17 protein-coding genes and 2 pseudogenes are annotated in these 23,284 nt (G+C 57.0%); 4 read left to right on the forward strand and 15 right to left on the reverse strand.

Features of this window, described 5'->3' with window-relative positions:
• Nucleotides 1-143 precede the first annotated feature (143 nt).
• From C5P05_RS14755 to C5P05_RS14770, 4 genes and pseudogenes are all read right to left on the reverse strand, one after another.
• The gene (locus C5P05_RS14755) at nt 144-1,838 is read right to left on the reverse strand and encodes an electron transfer flavoprotein-ubiquinone oxidoreductase (RefSeq protein ID WP_114970613.1); all 1,695 of its coding nucleotides are present in this window, start codon (nt 1,836-1,838) and stop codon (nt 144-146) included.
• A 317-nt stretch (nt 1,839-2,155) separates the two neighbouring features.
• Nucleotides 2,156-3,186 (reverse strand): annotated as a pseudogene (locus C5P05_RS14760) (IS110 family transposase).
• A gap of 275 nt (nt 3,187-3,461) precedes the next feature.
• Complete coding sequence (locus C5P05_RS14765) at nt 3,462-4,886, reverse strand: NAD(P)(+) transhydrogenase (Re/Si-specific) subunit beta (protein ID WP_114970614.1); 1,425 nt, start codon at nt 4,884-4,886, stop codon at nt 3,462-3,464.
• Complete coding sequence (locus C5P05_RS14770) at nt 4,883-5,203, reverse strand: NAD(P) transhydrogenase subunit alpha (protein WP_114969385.1); 321 nt, start codon at nt 5,201-5,203, stop codon at nt 4,883-4,885. The genes C5P05_RS14765 and C5P05_RS14770 overlap by 4 nt, the downstream gene beginning before the upstream one ends.
• 666 nt (nt 5,204-5,869) lie before the next feature.
• Here C5P05_RS14770 and C5P05_RS14775 point away from each other — a divergent pair.
• Complete coding sequence (locus tag C5P05_RS14775) at nt 5,870-6,541, forward strand: transglutaminase-like domain-containing protein (protein WP_114970615.1); 672 nt, start codon at nt 5,870-5,872, stop codon at nt 6,539-6,541.
• 65 nt (nt 6,542-6,606) lie between these two features.
• Here the strand turns inward: C5P05_RS14775 and C5P05_RS14780 are convergent, their stop codons facing one another.
• Both C5P05_RS14780 and C5P05_RS14785 read right to left on the reverse strand, forming a co-directional pair.
• Entirely contained in the window at nt 6,607-7,329 is a 723-nt protein-coding gene (locus tag C5P05_RS14780; protein ID WP_114970616.1) for a hypothetical protein, read from the reverse strand.
• Nucleotides 7,330-7,385: 56 nt separating this feature from the next.
• Nucleotides 7,386-7,913 (reverse strand): MarR family winged helix-turn-helix transcriptional regulator, encoded by a 528-nt coding sequence (locus tag C5P05_RS14785; RefSeq protein WP_114970617.1) that lies wholly within the window; start codon nt 7,911-7,913, stop codon nt 7,386-7,388.
• Nucleotides 7,914-8,075: 162 nt separating this feature from the next.
• Between C5P05_RS14785 and C5P05_RS14790 the strand changes: the two genes are divergently transcribed.
• The gene (locus C5P05_RS14790; protein WP_157979335.1) at nt 8,076-8,279 is read left to right on the forward strand and encodes a hypothetical protein; all 204 of its coding nucleotides are present in this window, start codon (nt 8,076-8,078) and stop codon (nt 8,277-8,279) included.
• A gap of 344 nt (nt 8,280-8,623) precedes the next feature.
• Here the strand turns inward: C5P05_RS14790 and C5P05_RS33710 are convergent, their stop codons facing one another.
• From C5P05_RS33710 to istA, 4 genes are all read right to left on the reverse strand, one after another.
• Nucleotides 8,624-8,989 (reverse strand): histone protein, encoded by a 366-nt coding sequence (locus tag C5P05_RS33710; RefSeq protein WP_157979336.1) that lies wholly within the window; start codon nt 8,987-8,989, stop codon nt 8,624-8,626.
• A gap of 233 nt (nt 8,990-9,222) precedes the next feature.
• Nucleotides 9,223-10,197 (reverse strand): hypothetical protein, encoded by a 975-nt coding sequence (locus C5P05_RS14795; RefSeq protein WP_157979337.1) that lies wholly within the window; start codon nt 10,195-10,197, stop codon nt 9,223-9,225.
• Between the two features lie 20 nt (nt 10,198-10,217).
• Nucleotides 10,218-10,982: an IS21-like element helper ATPase IstB gene (gene istB / locus C5P05_RS14800; protein ID WP_114970620.1), complete on the reverse strand. Its 765-nt coding sequence runs from the start codon at nt 10,980-10,982 to the stop codon at nt 10,218-10,220.
• 35 nt (nt 10,983-11,017) lie between these two features.
• A complete protein-coding gene (istA, locus tag C5P05_RS14805; RefSeq protein ID WP_114970621.1) occupies nt 11,018-12,541 on the reverse strand; it encodes an IS21 family transposase in 1,524 nt (507 codons plus the stop codon).
• 873 nt (nt 12,542-13,414) lie between these two features.
• On the opposite strand from istA, the gene C5P05_RS14810 reads away from it, so the two are divergent.
• A complete protein-coding gene (locus C5P05_RS14810; RefSeq protein WP_114970622.1) occupies nt 13,415-14,422 on the forward strand; it encodes a hypothetical protein in 1,008 nt (335 codons plus the stop codon).
• Between the two features lie 125 nt (nt 14,423-14,547).
• A complete protein-coding gene (gene tnpA / locus C5P05_RS14815; RefSeq protein WP_114970623.1) occupies nt 14,548-14,979 on the forward strand; it encodes an IS200/IS605 family transposase in 432 nt (143 codons plus the stop codon).
• Between the two features lie 135 nt (nt 14,980-15,114).
• Here the strand turns inward: tnpA and C5P05_RS14820 are convergent, their stop codons facing one another.
• The 5 genes and pseudogenes from C5P05_RS14820 to C5P05_RS14845 form a co-directional block, all read right to left on the reverse strand.
• A complete protein-coding gene (locus tag C5P05_RS14820; protein WP_157979338.1) occupies nt 15,115-20,502 on the reverse strand; it encodes a hypothetical protein in 5,388 nt (1,795 codons plus the stop codon).
• A 286-nt stretch (nt 20,503-20,788) separates the two neighbouring features.
• The gene (locus C5P05_RS14830; protein ID WP_157979339.1) at nt 20,789-21,355 is read right to left on the reverse strand and encodes a hypothetical protein; all 567 of its coding nucleotides are present in this window, start codon (nt 21,353-21,355) and stop codon (nt 20,789-20,791) included.
• Between the two features lie 479 nt (nt 21,356-21,834).
• Nucleotides 21,835-22,395 carry a hypothetical protein gene (locus C5P05_RS14835; RefSeq protein WP_114970627.1) on the reverse strand — a complete coding sequence of 187 codons (561 nt, stop codon included), beginning with the start codon at nt 22,393-22,395 and terminating at the stop codon, nt 21,835-21,837.
• Nucleotides 22,396-22,639: 244 nt separating this feature from the next.
• A pseudogene (locus tag C5P05_RS14840) lies at nt 22,640-23,109 on the reverse strand (IS3 family transposase); the annotation flags it as partial.
• Nucleotides 23,097-23,284, reverse strand: a 188-nt coding sequence (locus tag C5P05_RS14845) for a peptidoglycan-binding domain-containing protein (protein WP_198674727.1), incomplete at its 5' end; no start/stop codon positions are given. The pseudogene C5P05_RS14840 and the gene C5P05_RS14845, both read right to left, overlap by 13 nt.

Genomic DNA, 23,284 nt, shown 5'->3' on the forward strand with positions numbered 1-23,284 from the left:
TCTAAGCCTGTCGCTGAACTCAGGCTGGATTGATTGATCTTTCTAAAGTAGTTCCGTCTTGACTATCAGCCGCAGCGGATGCACCATGAACAGGTGTTATCGATGCTGAAACTTTTGGTTGGCTGCGTGAATCCGCCCGTACCCTACATCCCCGCGTAGTTCGGTCCACCCCCGCCCTCGGGCGTGACCCAGACGATGTTCTGGGTCGGGTCCTTGATGTCGCAGGTCTTGCAATGCACGCAGTTCTGCGCGTTGATCTGCAGGCGATCCGTGTTGTCTTCGTTCTTGACAAACTCGTAGACCCCGGTCGGGCAATAACGCGCTTCCGGGCCGGCGTATTTCGCCAGATTGATCGCTACCGGAATCGAGGCGTCCTTGAGCGTCAGATGCGCCGGCTGCTGTTCTTCGTGGTTGGTGTTGCTGATGAACACGCTGCTGAGCCGGTCAAAGGTGAGCTTGCCGTCCGGTTTCGGGTAGGCGATCGGCTGGCATTCGGCGGCTGGCTTCAGGTAAGCGTGGTCCGGCTTGTCGCGCCGCAACGTCCAGGGCACGTTGCCTTTCAGGACGTACTGCTCCACGCCGGTCATCAAGGTGCCCACGGTCAGGCCTTTTTTGAACCAGGCCTTGAAGTTGCGTGATTTGTTGAGTTCGGTGTAGAGCCAGCTTTTTTCGAAGGCCTGCGGGTAGGCGCTCAATTCGTCATGTTGACGTCCGCCGATGACCGCTTCATACGCTGCCTCGGCCGCCAGCATGCCGGTCTTGATGGCGGTGTGGCTGCCCTTGATGCGGCTCACGTTCAGATAGCCGGCGTCGCAGCCGACCAGGGCACCACCGGGGAACACGGTTTTTGGCAGGGACAGCAGGCCGCCGGCGGTGATGGCGCGGGCGCCGTAACCCAGGCGTTTGGCGGGTTTGAGGCCCTGCTCCTGGCCTTCAAAATAATAGCGGATATTGGGATGGGTTTTCCAGCGCTGGAACTCTTCAAACGGGCTCAGGTAAGGGTTGGCGTAATCCAGCCCGGTGATGAAACCCAGGGCCACCTTGTTGTCTTCCATGTGGTACAGAAACGAGCCGCCATAGGTGCTGCTGTCCATCGGCCAGCCGGCGGTGTGCATAACAAAACCGGGCTGATGGCGGGCCGGGTCGATCTCCCACAACTCCTTGATGCCCAGGCCATAGGTCTGCGGGTCTTTGCCCTCGTCGAGCTGGTACTTGGCAATAATCTGTTTGCCCAGATGGCCGCGCGCGCCTTCGGCAAAGATGGTGTATTTGCCGTGCAGCTCCATGCCGATCTGGAAGTTCTCGCCCGGCTCGCCGTCCTTGCCGACGCCGAGGTTGCCGGTGGCGACGCCCTTGACGGATTCGTCATCGTTGTAGAGCACTTCAGCGGCGGCGAAGCCGGGGAAGATTTCCACGCCCAGGTTTTCAGCCTGCTGCGCCATCCAGCGCGTCACCGCGCCCAGGCTGACGATGTAATTGCCGTGGTTGTGGAAACATTCGGGCAGAAAAAACTTGGGTGTACGAAAACCGGTTTTTTCACCGAGAAACACCATGGCGTCGTCGGTCACTGGCTGGTTCAAGGGTGCACCCATGGCCTTCCAGTCGGGAAACAGCTCGTTCATGGCAATAGGGTCCATGATGGCGCCCGAGAGAATGTGGGCGCCCGGCTCGGAGCCTTTTTCCAGCACCACGACCGAGACATCGGTACCTTTTTCAGCCGCCAGTTGTTTGAGGCGGATGGCGGTGGCCAGGCCGCCCGGGCCGCCACCGACGACGACCACGTCGTATTCCATCGCTTCACGGGGGCCGAACTGGGCCAAGATTTCCTGGTTGGTCATGGTGTGTCTTATATGGATGCCTCCCGGATAGCAAGAAGAATTTGTGTCGTTCTGCGAAGAAGTCGGCTGCGTCCTTACATCCGGCCTTGATTGCGTGGTCCGCCTGGTTTCCCCGACTCGCCCGCTGGCCCCGATGCATATCCGCTGACAAGCGCCTCATCTCCTGGAGCGGACTGTTGATGTCCGACACACCATGCAGGTTTAGCTTGTCCCGGTCTGACCTGTTTCACATCACTTCACTCTTACTGCCTCACTACCCTACAAAGACTGGCCATATCCTTTCGTTTGGGTTGGTTGATGAATGGGCTCTCTTGCTGTCATGCCGCTTGCGGCCTGACGCTTTGAAAGCCCCGTTGGAAATCCTGCTGTTTGGCCGTTACCGCCCAAATCGTTCTGGCCATCTTGGCCGCCTGCGCCACGATCACCACATTGGCCGGGCGACGCTGCTTGATTTGATCAAGCCATGCGCCCGGCTCCTTGGCGTGGGTCAGCACACTTCGGGCGCCGTGAATCAGCAAGGTGCGCAAGTAGGTGTCGCCGCGCTTGGAGATGCCCCCAGTCGCACTTTGCCGCCGCTGCCGGTTTGCGTTGGCACCAGCCCCAGCCAGGCGCAGAACTCCCGGCCCGACTTGAAGGCGCTGGCCTCTCCCATGGTGGCAATGGCCGCTGTCGCCGTGAGCAGGCCCACGCCAGGGATCTGATTGATGCGCTGCATTTGCGGGTCTGTCTTGAGCTGCAGTGCCAGTCGCTTCTCTATGGCCTGCATGTCTTGGCTCAACGCCTTGATGCGCGCCACTTGCTCGTGCAAGCTATCCTTGACCATTTGTGGCAACTGTGCGCAAAGGTCCTCCAGCGCTTGTTCCACCTCTTTGAATAATGCCTTGCGCCCCTTGGCAAAGGTGGCACCGAATTCGTACAGCAGCCCGCGCAGTGCGTTGGTCTGCATGGTGCGCATCTTCATCAGGAGTTCGCGCTGGCGGTGCAGCGTCAGTGTGGCTTGCTGAGCCGCCGTTTTGATGCCCACAAACTTGACGCCGGGCTGTTGTACGGCCAGCCAGATGGCTCGCGCGTCAGTCGCATCGGTCTTGTTGCCTGAGACGAACGGACGGACGGCCTTGGCGTGCAGCAGGCGCACGCTGTGGCCCAGCGCCGTGAGTTCGCGTGCCCAGTGGTGCGCGCCACCACAGGCCTCCATGGCGATCAGGCAAGTCGGCTTGTTCACAAAGTGCGCCAGCACACGGGCGTGCTTGATCTGCATGTTGACTATTTCTCCCGTCCCCATGTCCACCGTGTGCATCTGAAACACGTGTTTGGCTATGTCCAGGCCAACAACTTGTTGCCCGTTCATGGTGCCGATGATTTGTCCGGCGTTCATTCCTGTATTACGATTCATGGCGGATCCTCTATGGTGTTTGTGAAGACCGTGGTCTATCACGCCTTGGGCACTTTGATGCCGTATCCATCAGAGGATCCGCCTCGATTACTCGGGCTTTTCTTCCTGATAGACGGCTGTTCATCTCAGCGCTCCAGTTTCCTGCCCCGTAAGGAGGGAGGCATCCATAGCATCTCGTTTGAGCTTGTTGCTTTTCTTGAATCATGCGAATGGACGGTGGCGCCTCTAAATCATTCGATCGCCTTGCCCATGTCTTCCACGACTTTCTTGGCATCACCGAACACCATCATGGTCTTGTCCAGGTAGAACAGCTCGTTGTCGAGACCGGCGTAACCGGCAGCCATGGAGCGCTTGTTGACGATGATGGTCTTGGCCTTGTAGGCCTCCAGAATCGGCATGCCGTAGATGGCACTGCCCTTCACATGCGCGGCCGGATTGACCACATCGTTGGCGCCCAGGATGATGGCCACATCGACCTGGCCGAACTCGCCGTTGATGTCTTCCATCTCGAACACCTGGTCGTAGGGCACCTCGGCCTCGGCCAGCAACACGTTCATGTGGCCCGGCATGCGACCGGCCACCGGGTGGATCGCGTACTTGACGGTGATGCCCTTGTCGGTGAGCTTCTGCGCCAGCTCCTTGACCGCATGCTGGGCCCGCGCCACCGCCAGGCCGTAGCCGGGCACGATCACCACCGTCTCGGCATTGCCCAGCACAAAAGCGGCATCGTCGGCGCTGCCGCTCTTCACCGCGCGCTGCACCGCCGCGCCGGCGACTGCCGTGCTGGCCTCGCCGCCGAAGCCGCCCAGGATCACATTGAAGAAGGAGCGGTTCATGGCCTTGCACATGATGTAGCTCAGGATCGCGCCGGAGGAGCCGACCAAGGAGCCGGCCACGATCAGCATGGCGTTGTTCAGGCTGAAGCCAATGCCGGCGGCGGCCCAGCCGGAGTAGCTGTTCAGCATGCTGACGACCACCGGCATGTCGGCGCCGCCGATCGGGATGATGATCAGCACGCCCATGACGAAGGCCAGCAGCGTGGCCACGGCAAAGTAAGTGGGCTCACCGGTGAAGGTGAACAGCAGCACCGCGCCCAGCATCAGCAGTCCCAGCACCAGGTTAATCTGGTGCTGGCCGGCGAACTGCACCGGCGCGCCCTGGAACAGGCGGAACTTGTAGCGCCCGGACAGCTTGCCAAAGGCAATCACCGAGCCGCTGAAGGTGATGGCGCCAATCGCCGCGCCCAGCGCCAGCTCGAGCCGGTTGCCAGCCGGAATCGCCGCCCCCTTGGCGACGATGCCGAAGGCCCAGGGCTCGACCACGGCGGCGATGGCGATGAACACCGCGGCCAGGCCGATCATGCTGTGGAAGAAGGCCACCAACTCGGGCATTTGCGTCATCTCCACGGTCCTGGCGCGGTAAGCACCGTAGCCGCCGCCGAGCACCAGGCCGAGCAGCACCCAGGCCATGCCGGCCAGATGGCCGTCGGCCAGCTTGAGGATCAGCGCGGCGGTGGTGACTATCGCCACCGCCATGCCGATCATGCCAAACAGGTTGCCGCGGATCGAGGTGGTGGGGTGGCTCAAGCCCTTGAGCGCCTGGATGAAGCAGACGCTGGCGAAGAGATACAGCAGGGTGACGAGGTTCAAACTCATTGGGCACCTTCCTTGACAGCCACTTTTTTATCCTTCTTCTTGAACATTTCCAGCATGCGCCGGGTGACCATGAAGCCGCCGAACACATTGACGGCGGCCAGGGCCACCGCCAGCACGCCCATGCTCTTGCCCAGGGTGGTCTCGGTCAGCGCGGCGGCCAGCATGGCGCCGACGATGACGATGGCCGAGATGGCGTTGGTCACGGCCATCAAGGGCGTGTGCAGGGCCGGCGTGACGGTCCACACGACGTGGTAACCCACGTAAATGGCCAGCACGAAGATGATCAGGTTGGTGATCGTGGGGGACAAAATATCCATACTTATCTTCTCCAGTTGGGAACAGCGCTTGGCGCGAGGGCTGCGGTCGGTCCCGCAGGGGGTGCGAAGCATGCTAGAGAGTGACATCGGGGGGATCTTTTGACAGAGAAATGGGAAAACGATTGTTGTGTGATTTGCATTAATGCAGCTGGACTTGGGGTAGGAGTCGAACAGGCACGGCAACGAACTCAGTGCCTGTGCGTTATGCGCCAGCCCCGACCGCGCAATTTATGTCGGGTGCTGGGCGCAATGCAACTCTCGGAGCCTGTCCTTGGCACGCTACTGGTGCCGCCATTTTTTACCTGAAATGCTAGTTCGTGGCGCCAACAATTGGGAGAGACTCTTGCAACAATGCGGGGTGCCGCCGCCAAGTTTACGGGGGAGTTATTTGTGAGTTCACTTTTCTAGGTGGAATGCTAAAACCACCAGTTACGATCAACAATAGGAGTATATACTTATCTATATGGTATGCATGATTACTATTTGCAATGGTTGCGTAGTACGGATAATTACTTGTTGCAGGGATGAATACGTTCTGCTTTTGTTGCACTTGACGCAATGACCCGCAAGCTGTCTTTTGTTTTTCCGAACAAGTTGACTTCACGCGCAATACTGAAAGTAGCGGTGGTGCTCCATCGCGTATGAAAACACAGAGACGAGAAATAGATGAATAATGAAATCGAAGGCGCCCTACGCCCCAGTGTCATGGTGGATGCTGACCATCCTGCCGTGATCGCCTTTGCCAGAGCCGCAACGGCGGGCACCCGTACAGCGCGTGAACGCGCCGTCAAGCTGTACTACGCGGTGCGGGATGACTTTCGCTATGACCCGTACAAGGTGGACTTGTCGGTTGAGGGTTTGAAGGCCAGCCGCGTCCTGTCGGACGGCTACGGCTGGTGCATCCCCAAGGCAGTGCTGCTGGCTGCGGCCTGCCGCGTTGTCGGCGTGCCGGCCCGGCTCGGCCTGGCTGATGTACGCAACCACCTCTCGACCCCACGGCTGCGCGAGGCCATGGGGACCGACATGTTTTATCGCCACGGCTACACCGCTATTCACCTGGACGGCAAGTGGCTGAAAGCGACGCCCGCTTTCAATTTGGCGCTGTGCCACAAAATGCGACTGCATCCGCTGGAATTTGACGGCACCGGCGATTCGATTTACCACCCCTTCGATCTGGATGGGCAGCGCCACATGGAATATGTCACGATGCACGGCGAATTCGATGACGTGCCACGCGACGACCTGCTACAGGTATTCGCCAAGCATTACGCGGGCCTGCCCCGACTGGACCAGGCGAACTGGGACGAGGACATTCAGTCCGAGGTACGCCAGGGCTGAGGCCCTGATTCGGCGCCTGGGGATCTCTGGCCGCCCTGAACATCCAGGGTCGGCCAGAGATCAAGTTAGCCAGCCTGGATGTCAGCTTTCGACATGCGACGGCGAATGTCTTTAATCATGAAGTACGAAGCCACGAGGCACCACACCAGCCAGGCTGCATACGGAATGTAGAAGCCCACGAGTCCATTCCAGGCAAACGGCCCGGTCTTGAAATACAGTGTCAGGCTTGCGGGCACAAAGCTCAGTCCGCACCAGATACTCAGAAAGCAGACCCAACGCGGGAACAGCGGCGTTTCCCTCTTGTCGGCGAGACCGACCAATGCCATGGCGAACATCTGTACCGTTGTGATGGCCCATTGCAGTTCAAGCGACTCCCAACCGATATCGTGGAGGGTTTGAATAATGGCGGGGTCACGCTCCGGGCGAAAGCATGCGACGGCCCAACACAGCATGCCGAAACTGACAACGAAGACTGTCAGTGCCCCGGTGATCAACTGCAGGTAGGTCATCACTCGCGAGTGCTTTTCGATATGCCTCATATGCTCGCTGATTTGCGCCGACCACGGCAGGTAGAGAGAAATGAATACCAGGCTGATGACCCATCCAAGGCGCAAGTCAGAAAGGTTGCGCACATAGTGGGCTCCAATCTCCGCCGGACTCAATGTCGGCGAAACGGGGCCAGGCAAGTTGTGCCCCAAAACCCCAAATGACATCACAAAGATCAACACAAACAGTGGTCCACACCACGCACTGATCATTTCGTAATTGAGACTTGTCCGTTTATCCATCGTCGTTACTCCTATTTAGTGGCAAGAAATTTTTAGCCTGTTGGTTAAGTGCTGGACTATTCATCGGCCTGCAGCGTGATGCCTCCGGTATCCAGGGAGAGGATCGCCTTTTGCATGAGTGCGTTGAGCGTGATGAATTCTTGGGGAGTCAGTCCTGAGAAGGCCTTCAACAACGGCTCCATCATTTTCGGAACCGCTTCAGAAGCAATTTTTCGACCTTTCGGGGTGATCCGAATAACGTGTCTCCTCGCATCCATCGACTCCAGGGTTCGGGAAACCAAACCGTCGCTGATCAGCTGCTCCAAGATACGGCTCATGTTGGCTTTGCTTGTTCCAACCAACTCAGTCAACTCACCCGGCGACGCTTGACCGTCATCGGCGGCCATGAGCAGGCAGAGTACGTGGAAGACGCTTTCCGTTAGCCCGATACTGCGAAACACCGGGTCAAAATAGGCCGTCATGGTGGACGCCAGTATCCGTACCAAGCGGACCATGACCGCTTCGGGCATGGGCAAGTTCGGTAGGGCCGCTGCCATTGACGGTGTGCTGCGTTTCACGGAAGCCAATTTCAGTACGCCGCGCATAATTAGTTACCTAATGGTTCATTAGTGAACTAATTATAGTGATCAAATGGCACGAAGCAACGAATTCAAATGAATAGCTGCAACAGGTAGTAGTTACTCACCTAATTGGACCTGAAGACGCTATGTGGGACGACTCAATTGGCAAGGATTGGGACCCAGCGCATGCCAGTTCTCGCGGTCGACTTCGATGATGACCTCTGGGCAACACCCGACGGAATTGATCGACTGGTCGGCCAGTTGGTGAACTGCAACGTGGAATGGCGGCAGGTGATTGTCGCGGCCATCAGGCGCAGGCAGGCCAGTACATCAACTTCGGTGCTGGAGCGCCGCCATGCACTGGCTAGGTCGTGCATGGCTCAGAGCTAAATTCGACAAGTGGGCGATTTGGTGTCGAATTTAAGGGGCAAGCGCAAATATTCTCGCCTGCATGGCGATGGTGCCTTCGTCCAGTGGGCGCCGGTGACCTGGGTTAAGCGCTTTGCGATGTAATGCGACATGCGCGCGCTTTCGCCGGGCGCCAGGAAGGCGCGCCCAGTAGGCTTGCCGTTCAGCGCTCTTTCGTGTTGGACAAGTTGGTGAAGCAGGCCGTCGGTTTCAAATTCGAACTGCGCCGGAATTTTCTAAGTGACTTCAGGGATGGTAATTAGTTTGGGCAAAAGAAAAGACCCCGAAGGGTCTTTTCTGCCAAGCAACAGTGTCGCTTAAGAATATTATTTCTTGGCTGCAGGCTTTATCGCCTTCTTTGGCGCTGCGACTTTAGGAGCCGGCTTTGCCTTTGCCTTTGCCTTTGCCTTTGCCTTTGCCTTTGCCTTCGGCGCTGCGGGCGCAGCAGCCAGTGGAACAACCTTCAGCGCAGTACGTTGATCACGCAGGTCTTTGATTTCTGCATTGATCTTGTCTTTGCGTTCGGTCAGCTTCGCGATGCTTGCGCTAAGTTTTGCAGTGGCCTTGGCCGTTTTGGAAACGGGAGCCTTCGTTGCCGATGCCTTGGCTACGGGTTTCACCGCTTGCGCAGGAGCCGTTACCTTCTTTGGAATTGCCGCAGCCTTTGGGGCTGTTTTTTTCGCAGTTGCCATTTTAAATTTCCTTTTTCATTTAACTGGTTTAGATATTTCACCGGCAGCGTATTGTCGCCAATATTCTTCATTTTTTATAGCCTCGTCTGCGCCATGGCTCCACCGGAATCATGTCGCATGCCACAACGCTTGCCTCACTGCTGACCATGTGGTTAGACGGGATCGCCCAACATGAACCACCGTTTGACGCAGCGCCGACCCGAACCGCCACCGGGTACGGGATCTGCGTCTGCTTACAGCGCCAGTGACGGCTGCGAATTTGACTGGGCAACAGCCAGTTTCAGCTTGCCATCTTGATCTGTAGTGATGCGCTCGATTTCATTCAACTTCTTGATGGCCGCCGTCATGGAACCCAGGGGAATACCCGTCTCCTGAGCCGCCACAGTCTGGCTTACTGCCGTAAACTCATTCGCGTTCAGGGTGCGCTCGAAATAGGAAAACAGTTTGGCAGGGTTGCCGCTGAGAACCGTCGTTGTGTCTGAAGTCGCCGCCGCCTTGGACTTTTTCACCTTGGCTTTGGGCGCCGCCGCCTTTTTATTTGACTTGAGCACTACATCGGTAGGTGCCAAATCAGCCGGATTCGCCATGTCTTGGTGGGCGGGAGTCTTGGCTGCGGTTCCTGTAGTTCTCACCGGCTTGGCTACTTTCTCCTTTGCGCTGACCTTCACCGTCGCAGGCGTGACCTCAACCGGTTTGGCCGCACCCTGGCGGCCGCTGCGCCTTGGCGCCACCAGCACAGGTGTCTCGCCCACGTCGGCGGGCTCGGCGTCGGCCAATTCCGATGCGACCTGGAAAACTTTCTTGAGTTCTTCTTCGATACCCACCAGCGTTTGCGACAATCGCGCCATCATTTTCCAGTTCTCGATCAGGGTGTCGTTGCCCAGGTCGTACGGAGTCCGGGTCACCGCGGCATTGACGCGCTCAGCATAGAGAGTGACATCTTTTCTGAGCTTTTGATCGGCAGCAAAGGCGGCGGCGCCAACTTTTTGAATGGCGGTGAGGGTGGCGCTGGAAAGTGACATCGGGGGGATCCTTGACAGAGAAATGGGAAAACGAACGTTGTGCTGCTTGCTTCTATACAGCTGGACTTGGGGTAGGCACCGAACAGGCAAGGCAACGAACTCAGGGCCCGTATTGCGTATTCCGGCGATAGTGACCGCTGATTCCGGTCGATCGTGACCGGTGGCGCAGCGTGCGGTGTTGCGCATCTAAATTGTAGGGGTCTCGGTCACGATGGTTCTGGATTGACCTCCTTTTTGCTTGATTTTGGTTTCTGGCGGAGGGACTCGCCCGTCAGGGTGAAACGGTGATTCCTTTGCATCACGCGATCCAGAATGGCATCGGCAATGGTGGCATCACCCACCCAGGCATGCCAATGCTCAATCGGTAATTGACTGGTGATGATGGTGGCCTTATTGGCGGCCCGGTCATCGATGATCTCCAGCAAGTCAGCACGGGTCTGGCGGTCGATCCCGGCCATGCCCCAATCGTCGAGCAGCAACACATCCGTCCTGGCCAACTGAATCAACCACTTGCCAAAGGTCCCGTTGCCATGGCGAATGCGCAGCTCTTCACTCAGCCGGGGCACCCGTTGGTAATACGCAGAGTGCCCCCGGCGGCAGGCGTACTGGGCCAGTGCACAGGCCAGCCAGGACTTACCCGCCCCAGTGGGGCCAGTGATCAACACACTGTGGCCACTCTCAATCCAGTCACCCAATGCCAGGCTCATCACCGCCTTGCGATCCAGACCGCGCCCGGCGCGGGTGTCCAAATCCTCGATGCTGGCCTGGCCGTACTTCAACTTGGCATCTTTGAGCAGTCGGGTCTGGCGTTTGTCATTGCGCCAGTGAACTTCACGGTCCACCAGCAGCGCAATGCGCTCCTCAAAGCTGATGGCTGTCATGCCAGCCTGGGAGAGTTGCTCTTCCAATCCCGAGGCCATGCCGGCCAGGCGCAGACCGCGCAGTTGTTCAATCGTCGTGTTCATCATCATGGGGATTCCTGTGGTCGTGTCGTTTGTTGCTGTTGTCATTGGTAGTAGCCAGGGCCGCGCACATGCACATGCTGCGGACTGGTCCACTCAGGCTGGGTGGGCGGCACCTGATCACGCCCGTTAACCAGGATGTCGCGCACATGGGTGCTGTTGGTGGTGCCCAACTCCAACGCCACTACACAGGCAGCCTCCAGCCGTGGCCTGGTAAAGCGTTTGGCCAATGCCAGCAAGCCCAGACAGGCCCGGTAGCCGTGCTCGGGGTGTTTGCGTGTTTCCAGCAGGCGTGCCACCAACGCGCCGGTGGCCACGCCAATGCTGTTGCCCCAGTGGATCAGCCTCTCTGGCGTCCATTCCAGATGAGCTCGGTGCGCTGCGGACAAGTGTTCGGGCACCGTGGTGAAACCACCCTTGTGCGCGCAGCGCAGGTGGGACGCCACACGTTGCCCCCGGTGCAGCAATTCCACCGTGCGTGCCGTCACGCGCGCCTCCAGCACTTGACCGACCAGCGACTGCGGGACGCTGTAACGGTGCCCTTCAAATTCAACGTGCTGATCAATGTGCACTCGAACTGATCTGTAAACGGCCAACTCCCAGGTTTGCGCCGGCAAGGGCTGCAGTGCTGGGGCATCGAGCTGTGCAAATGCACTGGCGCGACTTCCCGGCAGCTTCTGAAACGCCTTGGCATTGAGTTGTTCCAAGAGCGGCACAATGGCCTCATTGACTTCATCGACCGTGGCAAACCGCTGGTGGCGTAGCCGCATCAGTATCCAGCGCTCCACCACCTGCACGGCCGATTCCACCTTGCCTTTGTCTTGCGGGTGGTAGGGACGCGCTGGCAGGAACGAGGTTCCATAGTGCCGTCCAAAGTCATGCACCGTTTCATTGGCTCTGGGCTCGTACCGATCCGCATTGGCAATCAGTGCCTTGGGGTTGTCGGGCACGATGAGCTGCGGCACCCCGCCAAAGAAGCGCAGGGCCTGGGCCGTCGCACCCAGCCAATCGGCCATGGTCTCGCGAGGTGTGGCGCAGGCATAGGTGTAGCTCGATGCGCCCAGAGCGGCGACAAAGATATGGGCGCGACTGCCATCGGTCAGTTCAACCGTGGGACCGGCGTAATCGATGAACAGCTTCTCACCGGCGCGGTGGATCTGGCGCATGGAGCGTTTAAGGCTCTTGGCATAGCGGCGGTAGTTCTCGCAAAACTGGGAGTAACTGTGGGTGGTTTGGCCTGAATGCTGAGCGCCATGTTCCTCCCAAAGCAGCATCAGCGTCATGCCTTTGCATCGCAACTCCTGGTGAATGCGGCCATAGTCCGGCTGCACGAAACCGCTGGCACGCTGGGGCGTGCCCAGCAAGCGGTTGTGCAGTGCGGTGTCATCGAGTGCCTGAATTTGCGCCCAGTCAAGGCCAGCCGCATTCGCCAGGCTGGCGTATTTGGTGACCACGCCTTTGGAGATGTGCAGCGCGGCGGCGGTTCGCTCGTGGGAAAGCTGGGCTTCAAGTTTGAGACGTAGGACGTCCCGTATCTTGCGCATATTGATCCTTCGGGTATCGGGCATGCCCACTCCAGCAAAGCCGAAGAGGCTACCCGCACGGGTTATCGAAATATGCGCAACATCACACGCTGCGTTAGACGATTCCGGTATCGTGACCGAACATTCCGGCGTCGTGACCGGTCATTCCGGTTAACCCCCCAAATCGGTCACGATCGACCGGAATCAGTGTTCACGACAAACCAGAATCGTCGGTCAAGATCCGCCGGAATCACCGGTCACGGTCTCCCGGAATACCCACGTATTTTATGCGTCGGCCCCGACGCGGCAATTTATGGCTGGTGCCGGGCGTGAGCGCTACACGCTTGGCTGGTCTTGGTTACGCGACTCGCCCCACCGATTCCTGATGTGAAACAGTCGTTGGTGACGCCAACAACGGCGAGAAATGTTTGCAACAACCGGGAGCTCCGCCGCCAATATTGCCGGCAAACGTAATGGGACATTCGTGAATTCCTGAGTAGACGCAGGTTCGCAGGAGAGGCCGCGACCTTATCGTGTAGAAGTCCACTTGAGGGCATCAAGAGCCTTTGTTTTGGATTAAATGCAACGCCAGGCCAAAGCGCCCGTCCTGACGGCTGGCCAAGCGCATCAACAGGCGTTTGTAAATCAGGCATCGGACGACAAAATCGCAACAGATTGGGATTCAAGAGTCTCGGGCAACATATTTCTAAAGGATGGGACAAGATATCCGAGCAAGTGACCCTAATAGGGCATTTGCTCGGACGGTTTTGAGGTTCAGGTGGTGAAAATTATCTCAGTTGCCGGGCTGAGTTACTCAGAAGTTTCCGGGGTTGTATGGGGTTGACAAATCGAACTCCACGCCTTTGGTTTACCAATGTGAAGCACGGCCGCTATTTAAACCACCTGGAGCACGTGAATATGGATCCTCAAAACCCCGATGTCGACAATGGTCGGCTGCCTGTCTCACTAAGGCTGGCTGCACATGAAGGCAGACTTCATGATCACAATAAAAGTTCGTCTGAGTTCAAGTTCAAGGTGAATGAGCAGGAAAATATTCCGCTATTTGATTCATTTGGGGATGGCAATCGCGAGCCATTACTGGGGGAGAACGACTTTGAAAAATCACGTACTACAAACGAGTTGCTCGATGCCAACGCAGTCATTCTGCGTGTTGATCGGGAGGTCCTGGTGCACGAGTCCACTCTGGGTGAACTTAAATATGTGAGCGGCGCATTTTGTGATCTTAATTGGGCCGCCCTTGATGGTTTGGCACGGGCCATTGGTTCACTAATTCCAACGATGCTGTCTATCAATAAGGCGGATATCATGTTTCGTAGCGGCTTCATCGTCGGTAAAGATCGACTCTGCCCGGCGGCGCAGTTTTCCTTGAGTAATGAGGTGCGTGGAATTATTGGTCACGAGCAGCTGATAGACACCATTCAACAATGTGTTGACCAATTAAAGGATCAACGTCTGTGGGACTACGCCAAGCCGAGCCTAGAAGGAGAAGTGGAAAAAAAAGCCTGGGCCCTGGTCGAGGCTGCCAGAAAAGCGCGTCAGGAAATCCCGGGGAAGCAGCTTCCATTCACTTGTTCAGTGGTTTCTGCTGAATCAAGAAAGACGCTCAAAATTGGGCCCGATTTGGCTCGCGCCAAAGCCAAAACAACTGAGGAAAAAGATGATGGTGGCGTAGGCATTCTGACGGGCTACTGCACCCATGAACGGATCATAAAATTTAAGGCCAAGGGAACAAACAGCTCGATTGCGATCGGGTTCGATGAAGAAAAATTCTTGAATGACATTTACAATTTCAGCGGAAAAAACTCACACACAGTATGCGTCAAGTGGCTTAATGTTTTTGTTGATAGGGTTCTCTCGCACCGCATTCTTGTCGAACTTAATTCACTGGTTGCACCGCTTTTGTAGATCCAATAGGTAATCCCCCAGCTTTGCCGGGGTGACAGTAGGAGTTTGACGTTTGCGTGGGTATGGGTGTCCATCGCAGAAACTTCTAATCGTGAGCCGCCAAGCAAACGAAAGGAAAAAACTGGATGGACAAGATAGAAAGCCTAAACCACACGAAGTGGGACTGCAAGTACCACGTCGTATTCATACCGAAGAATCGAAGAAAGGTGTTGTACGGTCAGCTGCGGATGCATATCGGAGAGGTGTTTCGCGGGTTGGCGCAGCGCAAGGAGAGCCGGATAGAGGAGGGGCATTTGATGGCCGATCATGTCCACATGATGATCTCGATACCGCCGAAATACGCGGTGTCGACCGTGGTTGGCTATATCAAGGGCAAAAGTGCGACTCACTTGGCTCGGGTTTATGCAGAGCACAAGCGGAACTTTACAGGGCAAAGCTTCTGGGCGCGGGGGTATTTTGTGTCGACCGTAGGCCGAGATGAGGAGGTAATCCGCAACCACATTCGGCATCAAGAGAAGGAAGACGAAAGATTGGAGCAGCTTGGACTGTGGAGATAAGTTGCCACCGATTCGGTGGCGCCAAGAGTTGGGGCCGCGTTAGCGACCCCGTTTAGCCGCTTTGAGCGGCTCACCATTTTGAAAACCCCCGGCTTTGCCGGGGGATGGTTATTTCAGGATAGCCTTTCCTTCTTTTCAAGATTGGTCAGCGGTTGTATCTTCGGGTGCACTGCTGATCGAGAATTTCCAGAGAATCCAGAGCAGGAGCAACTCATAGCTGCTGGCTAGCACGCCCTCACGGGTGACCACTGCTACAACGCGTTCTGGTGCGACTTTGCTTGTAGTGCCGAAGCGTGCAACATCTAACTGAAAAGTTGGACTCATTGTTTTCTTAGGCTCGATGAAACTGTCAAGTTTCCAAGTTTCTGCAAAATTTCTAATTTCTTTGTGTAGTGTATTTTTAGATATGAGTTGTACATCTTTTGATGTGAGACTCGTGGCCGCTAAAAACTGGGCCATGTATTTGAAATGATGTTCTTCAAACAAAATGATTTGGCGTGACGGGCCAACAGTGTCAAGCCAGTCCTGCATTGCCCGACAGGACAAACTTGGCAGTTTTACATTTTCAACTAGGCTCAACAGATGGTGAAACCTCGGCATAGGGATGGCAGCGAGAATCTGATAACTCTCATACCTGTTTTGGATTGGTGTGAGTTTGGCCGAGGCTGTATTCAGGGCTGATGTCAGCGCGGCAACTTCAACCGGAGTCAATTTTGAATTGTTTCCGGCTGAGCTCTCTGTTTGTCCAACGGCCAGTAGCCGCAGAAATCGCATCGCGCGCACAAGCGTGGGCTCGAGGAGCTCGGGTACTGCATCTTGCACGTTGAGATTGTGCGATAGGTAGTCACCGTTGACTTCAATGCGGTCCAGGTCAATCAGGTTGACAGGGCGAAGCAGTCCTGAGGGCAGTGGCCGATGCGCTATTGGCGGCAGCCACAGATGCATGCAGTTAATGTAGCTGCGCAATGTGACGCCCGGACCGCCGTGGCCGAGCAGTCGGGCAACGGCCCACAGCACCCGGCGGTCAATTCGTGGACTGCCGAGTAGAAGTTGGCGCGCATCTTCTGGCTCGACCGTGCTTGGTGTCATGCCAGGGCTGACAGGGAGTCCCTGCAGCAAGGCAAATATGCGCATGGCAAAGCCATGGCGCAGTGTGTGCAAGGTACTCCCTTCATGCCCAGTTATGTCCTTGATGTCAGTGAGCAGTCGGCTGCCGATGGCTCCCTTTTGAGCTCTGAAGGTTTCCTTTGAGATTCCGGCGAGCAGGGGCGACCTTGAATTGAGACCCTCACGGTGCGTCCACCGATTCATCACAACTTGGATCACTTCCAGTTCCACTGCAGTCAGCGCTTCAATGAGTGGCACCTTGCGTTTGGAGTGTGTGGTCTTCAAGGGTCTGACTGAATTGCTGGCCACCAGAACCATGATGGTTGATGCGATGTAAAGCCAATCCGACCTGAGCAGACCCACGGCTTCTCCCAGGCGCAAACCAAAACGGGCGCAAACCAGCAGCACAAACGCACCGGACAGGGAAAGATCGTCAAGCGCTGAAACTCTCCGCCTGTCGAGTTGTTTCGCCAGAACCGCCTCGTATTCCTCAATCGAGACCATCCCGGGTCGCCCAACCCCCACGGTGAGGTCCGAGGAAATCTCTGACCAGTCTGGGTCGGGTAGGCCATACGTTGACCTCGCAAAATCATGAAATTCGCGTAACTGAATCAAAGTCCGAAGGGGTGCGTCAGTATCCCCGGCCGAACCGGAATCATCTGAATCCTCTTCATCGCCCGTGTTTGTTGCACCGGAATCGGCGAGGTCGTCTGAACGGACCGCGGTCGGATCCATGGCTGCGACTATTTTTTCATACCATTCGGTGAGTTCATCCTCTTCGACATCAATCCAGTTTTCCCCGGCCGCGACCGACAGGAAGGCATTTTCAAGTGAGTACCAATATCGCTGTGCCGTGTTGGCGCGCAGGTACTCCCGTCCGCCACGCTTTGGCTTGCGCTTGAGAACATGAACTATGAAATGACACAGCATGAAGGGCGCATCACCGCGCGCAAAACCTGACGTTTTGACGGCACGTGCGATCTGCGCCGCGATCCTGGAATTGTCCTCTTTGGATTTCAGCAAATCCTTCACCTGATCAAACAACACCTTGCATCGGTCCATGGCTGGTTCGTCGCCGCGGCTGGCCGGAGCGTGATGGTTTCTGAAAAAAGTCTCCACGTTCATGTCGCCATCCGTTGGGTCGACACCGGATGACCTGGCCATGTCGCCTGAGAAGGTGGGTGCCGCGCGCTTGACGATGCGAATCCAATCGGCGTGGGGCAGGGCGGACGACGGTCTGCGTCCCGATAGATAGGCCGCCATGAAACCTCGGAGTCCGAGCGCATTCTTTTGTGATTGCAGCGCTACCAGCTCTCGGATCAACTCTGCGAGGGTGTGTTGTTTGGGATTCAGACGGGCGCACAAAGGACCCAAGGCGGCGGGCAGTGGGGGGACTGCGGACGATGATTTTCCTTTGATCGCCAAGGAAATCCAGTGAGCCGCCCGGTCTGTCACTTCGATGCGAACTGCGGGTTTGCCGTCCTGCCAGGGTGCCCCATGCCCCCATTCGAGCCAATACCTTGACTCAAAGCGCACCAGTTGAATGCCCTCGCCATTGCATAACAAGGTGCTCAGCATCGGAAAATTCGTCAGCCCAGAGTACAAAACCAAATCCATGGCCGCCAATGCCGCGGCCAACACCGGGCGTTCGGCCGTGAGCGTGCGCGCTTGAACCAGAGATTCAAAGCCTGCTGAGAAATCAGCCAGACGTTGGTGGGCCGTCAAAGCCTGCTCGGTAAAGCAGGCTCGCCCCTCTTTGATCAGGACATAGCGGCGCCTGAGTTTGGCGTGTCTGCCCTTGGCGCGCCACTCCGAAGACAAAAAGCTTTCCAGTGCTTCATAGCGCAGCGAACCCATGACATGCGGAAGGCCCAGCTTGCGCATGAGCATCTGCCTGCCAATTTGATCGAACTCATCGGAAGAGAGCTGATCGACGGTGCGACCGCCCAAGAAAGCCAGGACTTCTTCCTTGGCAATTGCCTGCACTGCCTGATGGAGTTTTTGACGGCGAATGGCGCGCGCCTCGCGGCCAAAAGGCCTGGTACTTTGCAGGATCTCCTTTTCCACCCTCAAGGGCGTGTCAATGTGAAGGGCGTATGGCGCATCATTGGGGAGGGTAAATCCGATGTCATCTTGAAGGCGATTGACCAGTGGGCGTGCAACCTCAAAGTCTTCCAGGGGAACCCGTCCGGAAAAGTCTCCATGGCTTTCGGCATCCCGCTCGGCATGACCCAGCAGCGCATCACGGATGTCGGCATGCAGGCCCAGGCGGCGCAGTTGAGTTGATGAGAAATGCCTGAAGAGATTCCAGGGCAAAGACCAGTTGAAACGACAGGTCAAGTCCAACTGGGATTCAGACACTTCCATCCAGTCAAAGGTGGGCTCTTGGCGAAGAAAAAAGAACAGGGGCAACTTGGCCTCTGGATCCGAGCGAAGTACCCGCTCTACCTCCTCCGAGAATTTGGGAGCATCCCCATGAAGCGCAGCACAAAGGCGCCCCAAATGTGGCAGGTAGATGTCCCGCAATAGCCTCTTGGCGAAGTCACTGAGGATGCAGATGCGGGAGCCCTGCGTCGGGCCAGCGACCTTATCCTGCACGTAGATCAGACCACGCTCCAGATCAATCCATGCCAAAGACTGAAAGGGCGAGTTCACCGGGCGAGTCCCGGTGCTGGACAACAACGCCAAAACGGTAAGTGCAGTCAGTAAGTTGTGATGCTCGCACCACAATTCAGGCCTTGCCGCCTTGTTGACTCGCTCAGTCAACTCAGCAATTGATCTTCTTAGCAACGGCAGGTTGACGTCTAGTTCGCTGCCCGCGGCGTTGCGCTGTTCATCAATTGGCGGCAGCACCATTTGAGCAAAATCAGTCGCAAGACACCCACCCAGCAGTCCCGCCACCTCAAATCCTCGGTAACTCCCATACGCGCAGGCAGAGGGCAACGCCGTTCGGTGATCCGACGCCAGAAGACGCGCACTTGCATGGTCTTGCGATTGTTGAAATACCTTCAGGGACAGACGGCTCGCAGTTGCGGGGCCGGAGAGCCGCGTCAAGGACTCTGAATTTGCAAAGACCGCGCCAAACCAGTTCGCCAGAGTTGCTTCAGGATTCAGACCTTGCCAGACGTCGTCCAGGTCGCCGGCTGACGGGCAGTTTCGCAATGCCTGGACTATGGGTTTGGCGATGATCCCCATCAGCTTGTATTCCCAGACTTCTGACAGTGGTGTCACCCATTGCTCGTGATCGCTTGTGGCGGGGGGCGCTTTCCAGCGCTTGCTGAAACGCGGGGCCAATTTGTGAATCGACTTGCCCGCGATGTTTAATCGCCAATCAATACTTGACTCGGCGCCGAAACGAATTTTGCTGGCGTCGTTTATGGACTGACCCGTCAACAACGCCAGGAGCGCCACTGCCGCGCCAAATCGGTCAACCTTGTTGTCTGCATTCAAAAATTCTTTCAGACGTGCGAAAACAAGTGCTTCTTCGTCGGAGGAGATGTGGTGCCATGAATGCGGCAGGAAGAGGTACTTCTCCAGCATTTCAAGGCGCAATTTTTCGCCATTGAACCGTCGTTTGCTGTCTGACTCTGCCGGGTCAGTTTCTTGAATGCTTTTGTCCGCGCTGGGCCGATTCCGCTCTTCTGCCCCTTCGAGCCCCGGCTCTTGGCTGAACTGGGCATGGGAGAATTGTTCAGAATCAAAGTGAAATGTTGAGTATGGGTCGAAGCTGCCGGCTCCGTGGACCGTAGATTTGACAGGAAGCTTTGACCACGGCCGGTGTTCAAGAATGGAAATCAGGGAGTTGAAAAAAGACCGGGCACTGGCCTCGCCAGTGTCGGCAAGTGCCGACCGGCACCGCATTAATGTTTCGCTTTCAAACTCAAAAAAGCTGGTTGAACTGCCGGCCAACTTGTCAATCCACGCGCGGCGCTCGTGCCCGGTGGTCTCGCTGACGTAGCGCAATGTCCGGCAAACGTCATGTAAATGAGCCTCCCTGGTGATTGACGATTCCAGGGCATCCAAGGCCCGAACCAAGACGTACAGGCGCAGAACCTGCAACCAGGTGGCCACTTCATCTGCGGGGAGGGCGCGTCGGCAAGCCGCCATGCTGGCAAGATATTGCTCCTCCATGTCCATGCGAAACATTTTTTCGACGCGTTGATCTGGCCCGAAAGGCCGGATTTGCGCGCCTAAATCGGTATCGTTCCAGCAAATCTGGGCCAACCGATGAAGGCCTGAGCAATGGATGTTGTCGGTAGACCAGTCGGACAAAATGCCGATGGATTCCCGACTGCTGATGAAAGTAATTACTGAAAATGGGAAGCGTGTATCGGTGGAATCGCAACAGAGCGACATGATTCGCGACAGCGTCGACTCTGCCTTGACGCTTCGTGAAAGCGCCCACAGGCTGTCCAATTTGGTTAGCTGTTGTACCAATGGTCCCAAATATTGCAATGCCGAAAGGGCGGGAGTCTTTTTTGAAATGGGGTCGACCGAGTTAAACAGGGCATTGACACCAATTCACACTGAGCGGATGATAACCACTAAGTCCTTGTTGGATAACGATTAATCTACAAATGGCAACTTCTAATCCTGACTTAGGTCTATAAACCGCAGTCGTCTCATAAAGATACGGGGCTTTCCCCGTAAGTAAACGCCAACTTTCGAGTTGGCGTTTTGCTTTGTGTCGAGGTCTGTGTCGTCACAGATTCTGCCGTTTCCAATTTAGACCATTGGGGTTGTGACGGTGTGATCCGTACGATTTCATATGCACCCAGTTTGCGTATGACACCGATTCGATCGGAACACGGACAACGCAACCGTCAAACGATAGTGCTCTAGGTGTGACCACTGGCCTCTTATTGTCCTGCCTCAGGGCAATGTCGGCGTTCTGTTCCAACGGGCTGTTGCCGGCGGTGGCGCGCAAGGCGTACGGCGCCATGTTGTCACCAGTGATCCCAACCTGATCCATATAGAACACCACCTCCGCATAGACAGCGCCTGGCGTCAAGGCACTTGTAATCGTTCCGGCCGGCAACGCACCACGGATTCGCCGAACTAAGAGGCTGTCCAACTCCGCGCAACGGCCAGCGGCTTCAGGGTACTCCGCCACCAAACGCAATGTCTTGGAGTGGGTCGGCAGATAGCGCAGTTTGTCGCCCCTGCCCTGTACGCACAGGTGCGGCACACTGCGGCGTTCCTGGTTGACGTCCTTCACCCGCAATTTGGTCAGATCTTCGAGGCGCAGCGCGTAGTACAGTAACAGCAACAGGTTCGTTCGGTCGCGACTGTCGTTCGGTGGCACCTACAGTAGCGTGCGCCTGGACATCGCCCAGCATTTGCGTTTTGCCCTCATAACACTCGACTTTTGGCCTCATCACGCCCTTGACCGGATTGTGCGTGACTGTATTGGCCTAGCACAGATAGTCATACTGCGAAGCCAGCATCCTTAACTTGCGCCGGATAGTGGCACCGGCCAGACCTTGTTTCTTCGCACCAGCGCGACTGGCCAGAATGTGGCCACCGATCACCCGAGAGGAACTCCTGCGGCCGATTGATGCCGGTGAAGCTCATGAAAACACGCAATTCGTTTTAATACGCACGCCGGGTTTGCACGCCGCCCAGATTGGCAAACCACTGCGACTCCGGTGGCATTGCGTCCAGAGGCTGGAACTCGGGCGCACTCAGCAGGCGAAGGGCGTTCGGCTCAGTCGCGAGGTCGCTTGATTCACCGGCCTGGATGGCCGTTTATAGGCTGCTTTTCAATCCCTGGTCCGCCGGCAAGCTCCATACCTCGATGCCGGGCACGGTTTCGAGTCCCACTTGCCGCCCCGAGGTGAAGCCAGGGCAGCTGAACACCACATAGCGGTGCAGCACGTCCGGCACCAGTGCCAAGCGCGCCACGTCCTGGCGCAGCCGGTCATGACGTCCGGGGTGGCTGGCGGCGAACACTTCGGCGGCCAACAAACCTGCCTCCACGCTCTGCATGTCAAAACCGGTATGGGGTCCGAGGTGAATGCGCAGGCCTTGCAGCAGAAGCTGCGGATGCTGCTGCAGTACCCAGCGCGCCGCCTGCAGGCGCGCTAACGAGGTCAAGTTTTGGTTGACTTGTTCGATCAGATTCAGGGGGCGCTCACCACTGGGCGTGCGCGCGCTGTCTGAGAACTTCAGGAGCCGCAGCACTTGAAAGCTGTCGGACTCGTTGGCCAGCAAGTCACGCAGTGCGCGCACCGTACGATCGCCAGCAGTGCTCACCACTTGTACCGCCTGGTCAAGTTCCTTGATCGAAGAGATGTGAAGTGCAGCCATGGCAACCCAATAGCAATTGATAGCCTATTTTATCAATCGTTAAATTATCAAAAAAATGCTCCACCGGGAGCCAGTTTGAGGTGGTGCGACTGACCTTCAACGTAGCGTTTGCGGGTACGTGCCAAACCTAGTTGACGGTGGGGTCTCAGGCCAGTTGCTGACGGTCACGAGTGGCCGGTATGGAGCAACCCAAATTCACGTAAACGGAATACCAGATACCTGACGGCGATGGACACCGGCTTGGCTCCGGCGCGTCCAGAACAAAGTCTGTTTCCATGGAGCTGCTCTGACGCCAGCCCACAATCCGGCGCGCATAGACATCAATCACGAAGGCCACGTATTGCCAGCTTTGCCAGGTCGAGACATACGTGAAGTCCGACACCCATAACTGGTTGGGCCGGTCTGCCTTGGATTGCCGCTTCACGCGGTCCAGTGGGCATGGCGCATTGGCATCACTGATGGTGGTGCGTACGACCTTGCCACGGCGCACACCACGCAGGCCAGGCGCCGCATCAACCGCTCGACCGTGCAGCGGGTCACAGCAATGCCTTCGCGGTTCATCTGATGTCAGACCTTGTCAGCGCCGTAGACCTGCATATTGGCCTGCCGGACGCGCTCGATGTGCGGCGCCAGGGCAACCTTGCGCTGGACTCGTGCACAGCACAGCGCCGGGTTTCGCTGCTGTGCTGCATGCCGTCGCGTCACTGCAGGCGCTGCAGCAGGTCCAGGGTCGGATAGCCGTCCGCCGGCAGGCCAAGGCTCTGCTGGTATCGGCGAACGCCGCGCAATGTGGCCGGACCCATCATGCCGTCGGGCGTGCCGCTGTCGAAGCCACGTGCGTTCAGCACCGTCTGCAGCGCCAGCAACTGGCTGCGCGTCAGTAGCTGCA

Source organism: Rhodoferax ferrireducens (assembly GCF_003347515.1).
In the GTDB taxonomy this organism is placed as follows: Bacteria; Pseudomonadota; Gammaproteobacteria; order Burkholderiales; family Burkholderiaceae_C; genus Rhodoferax.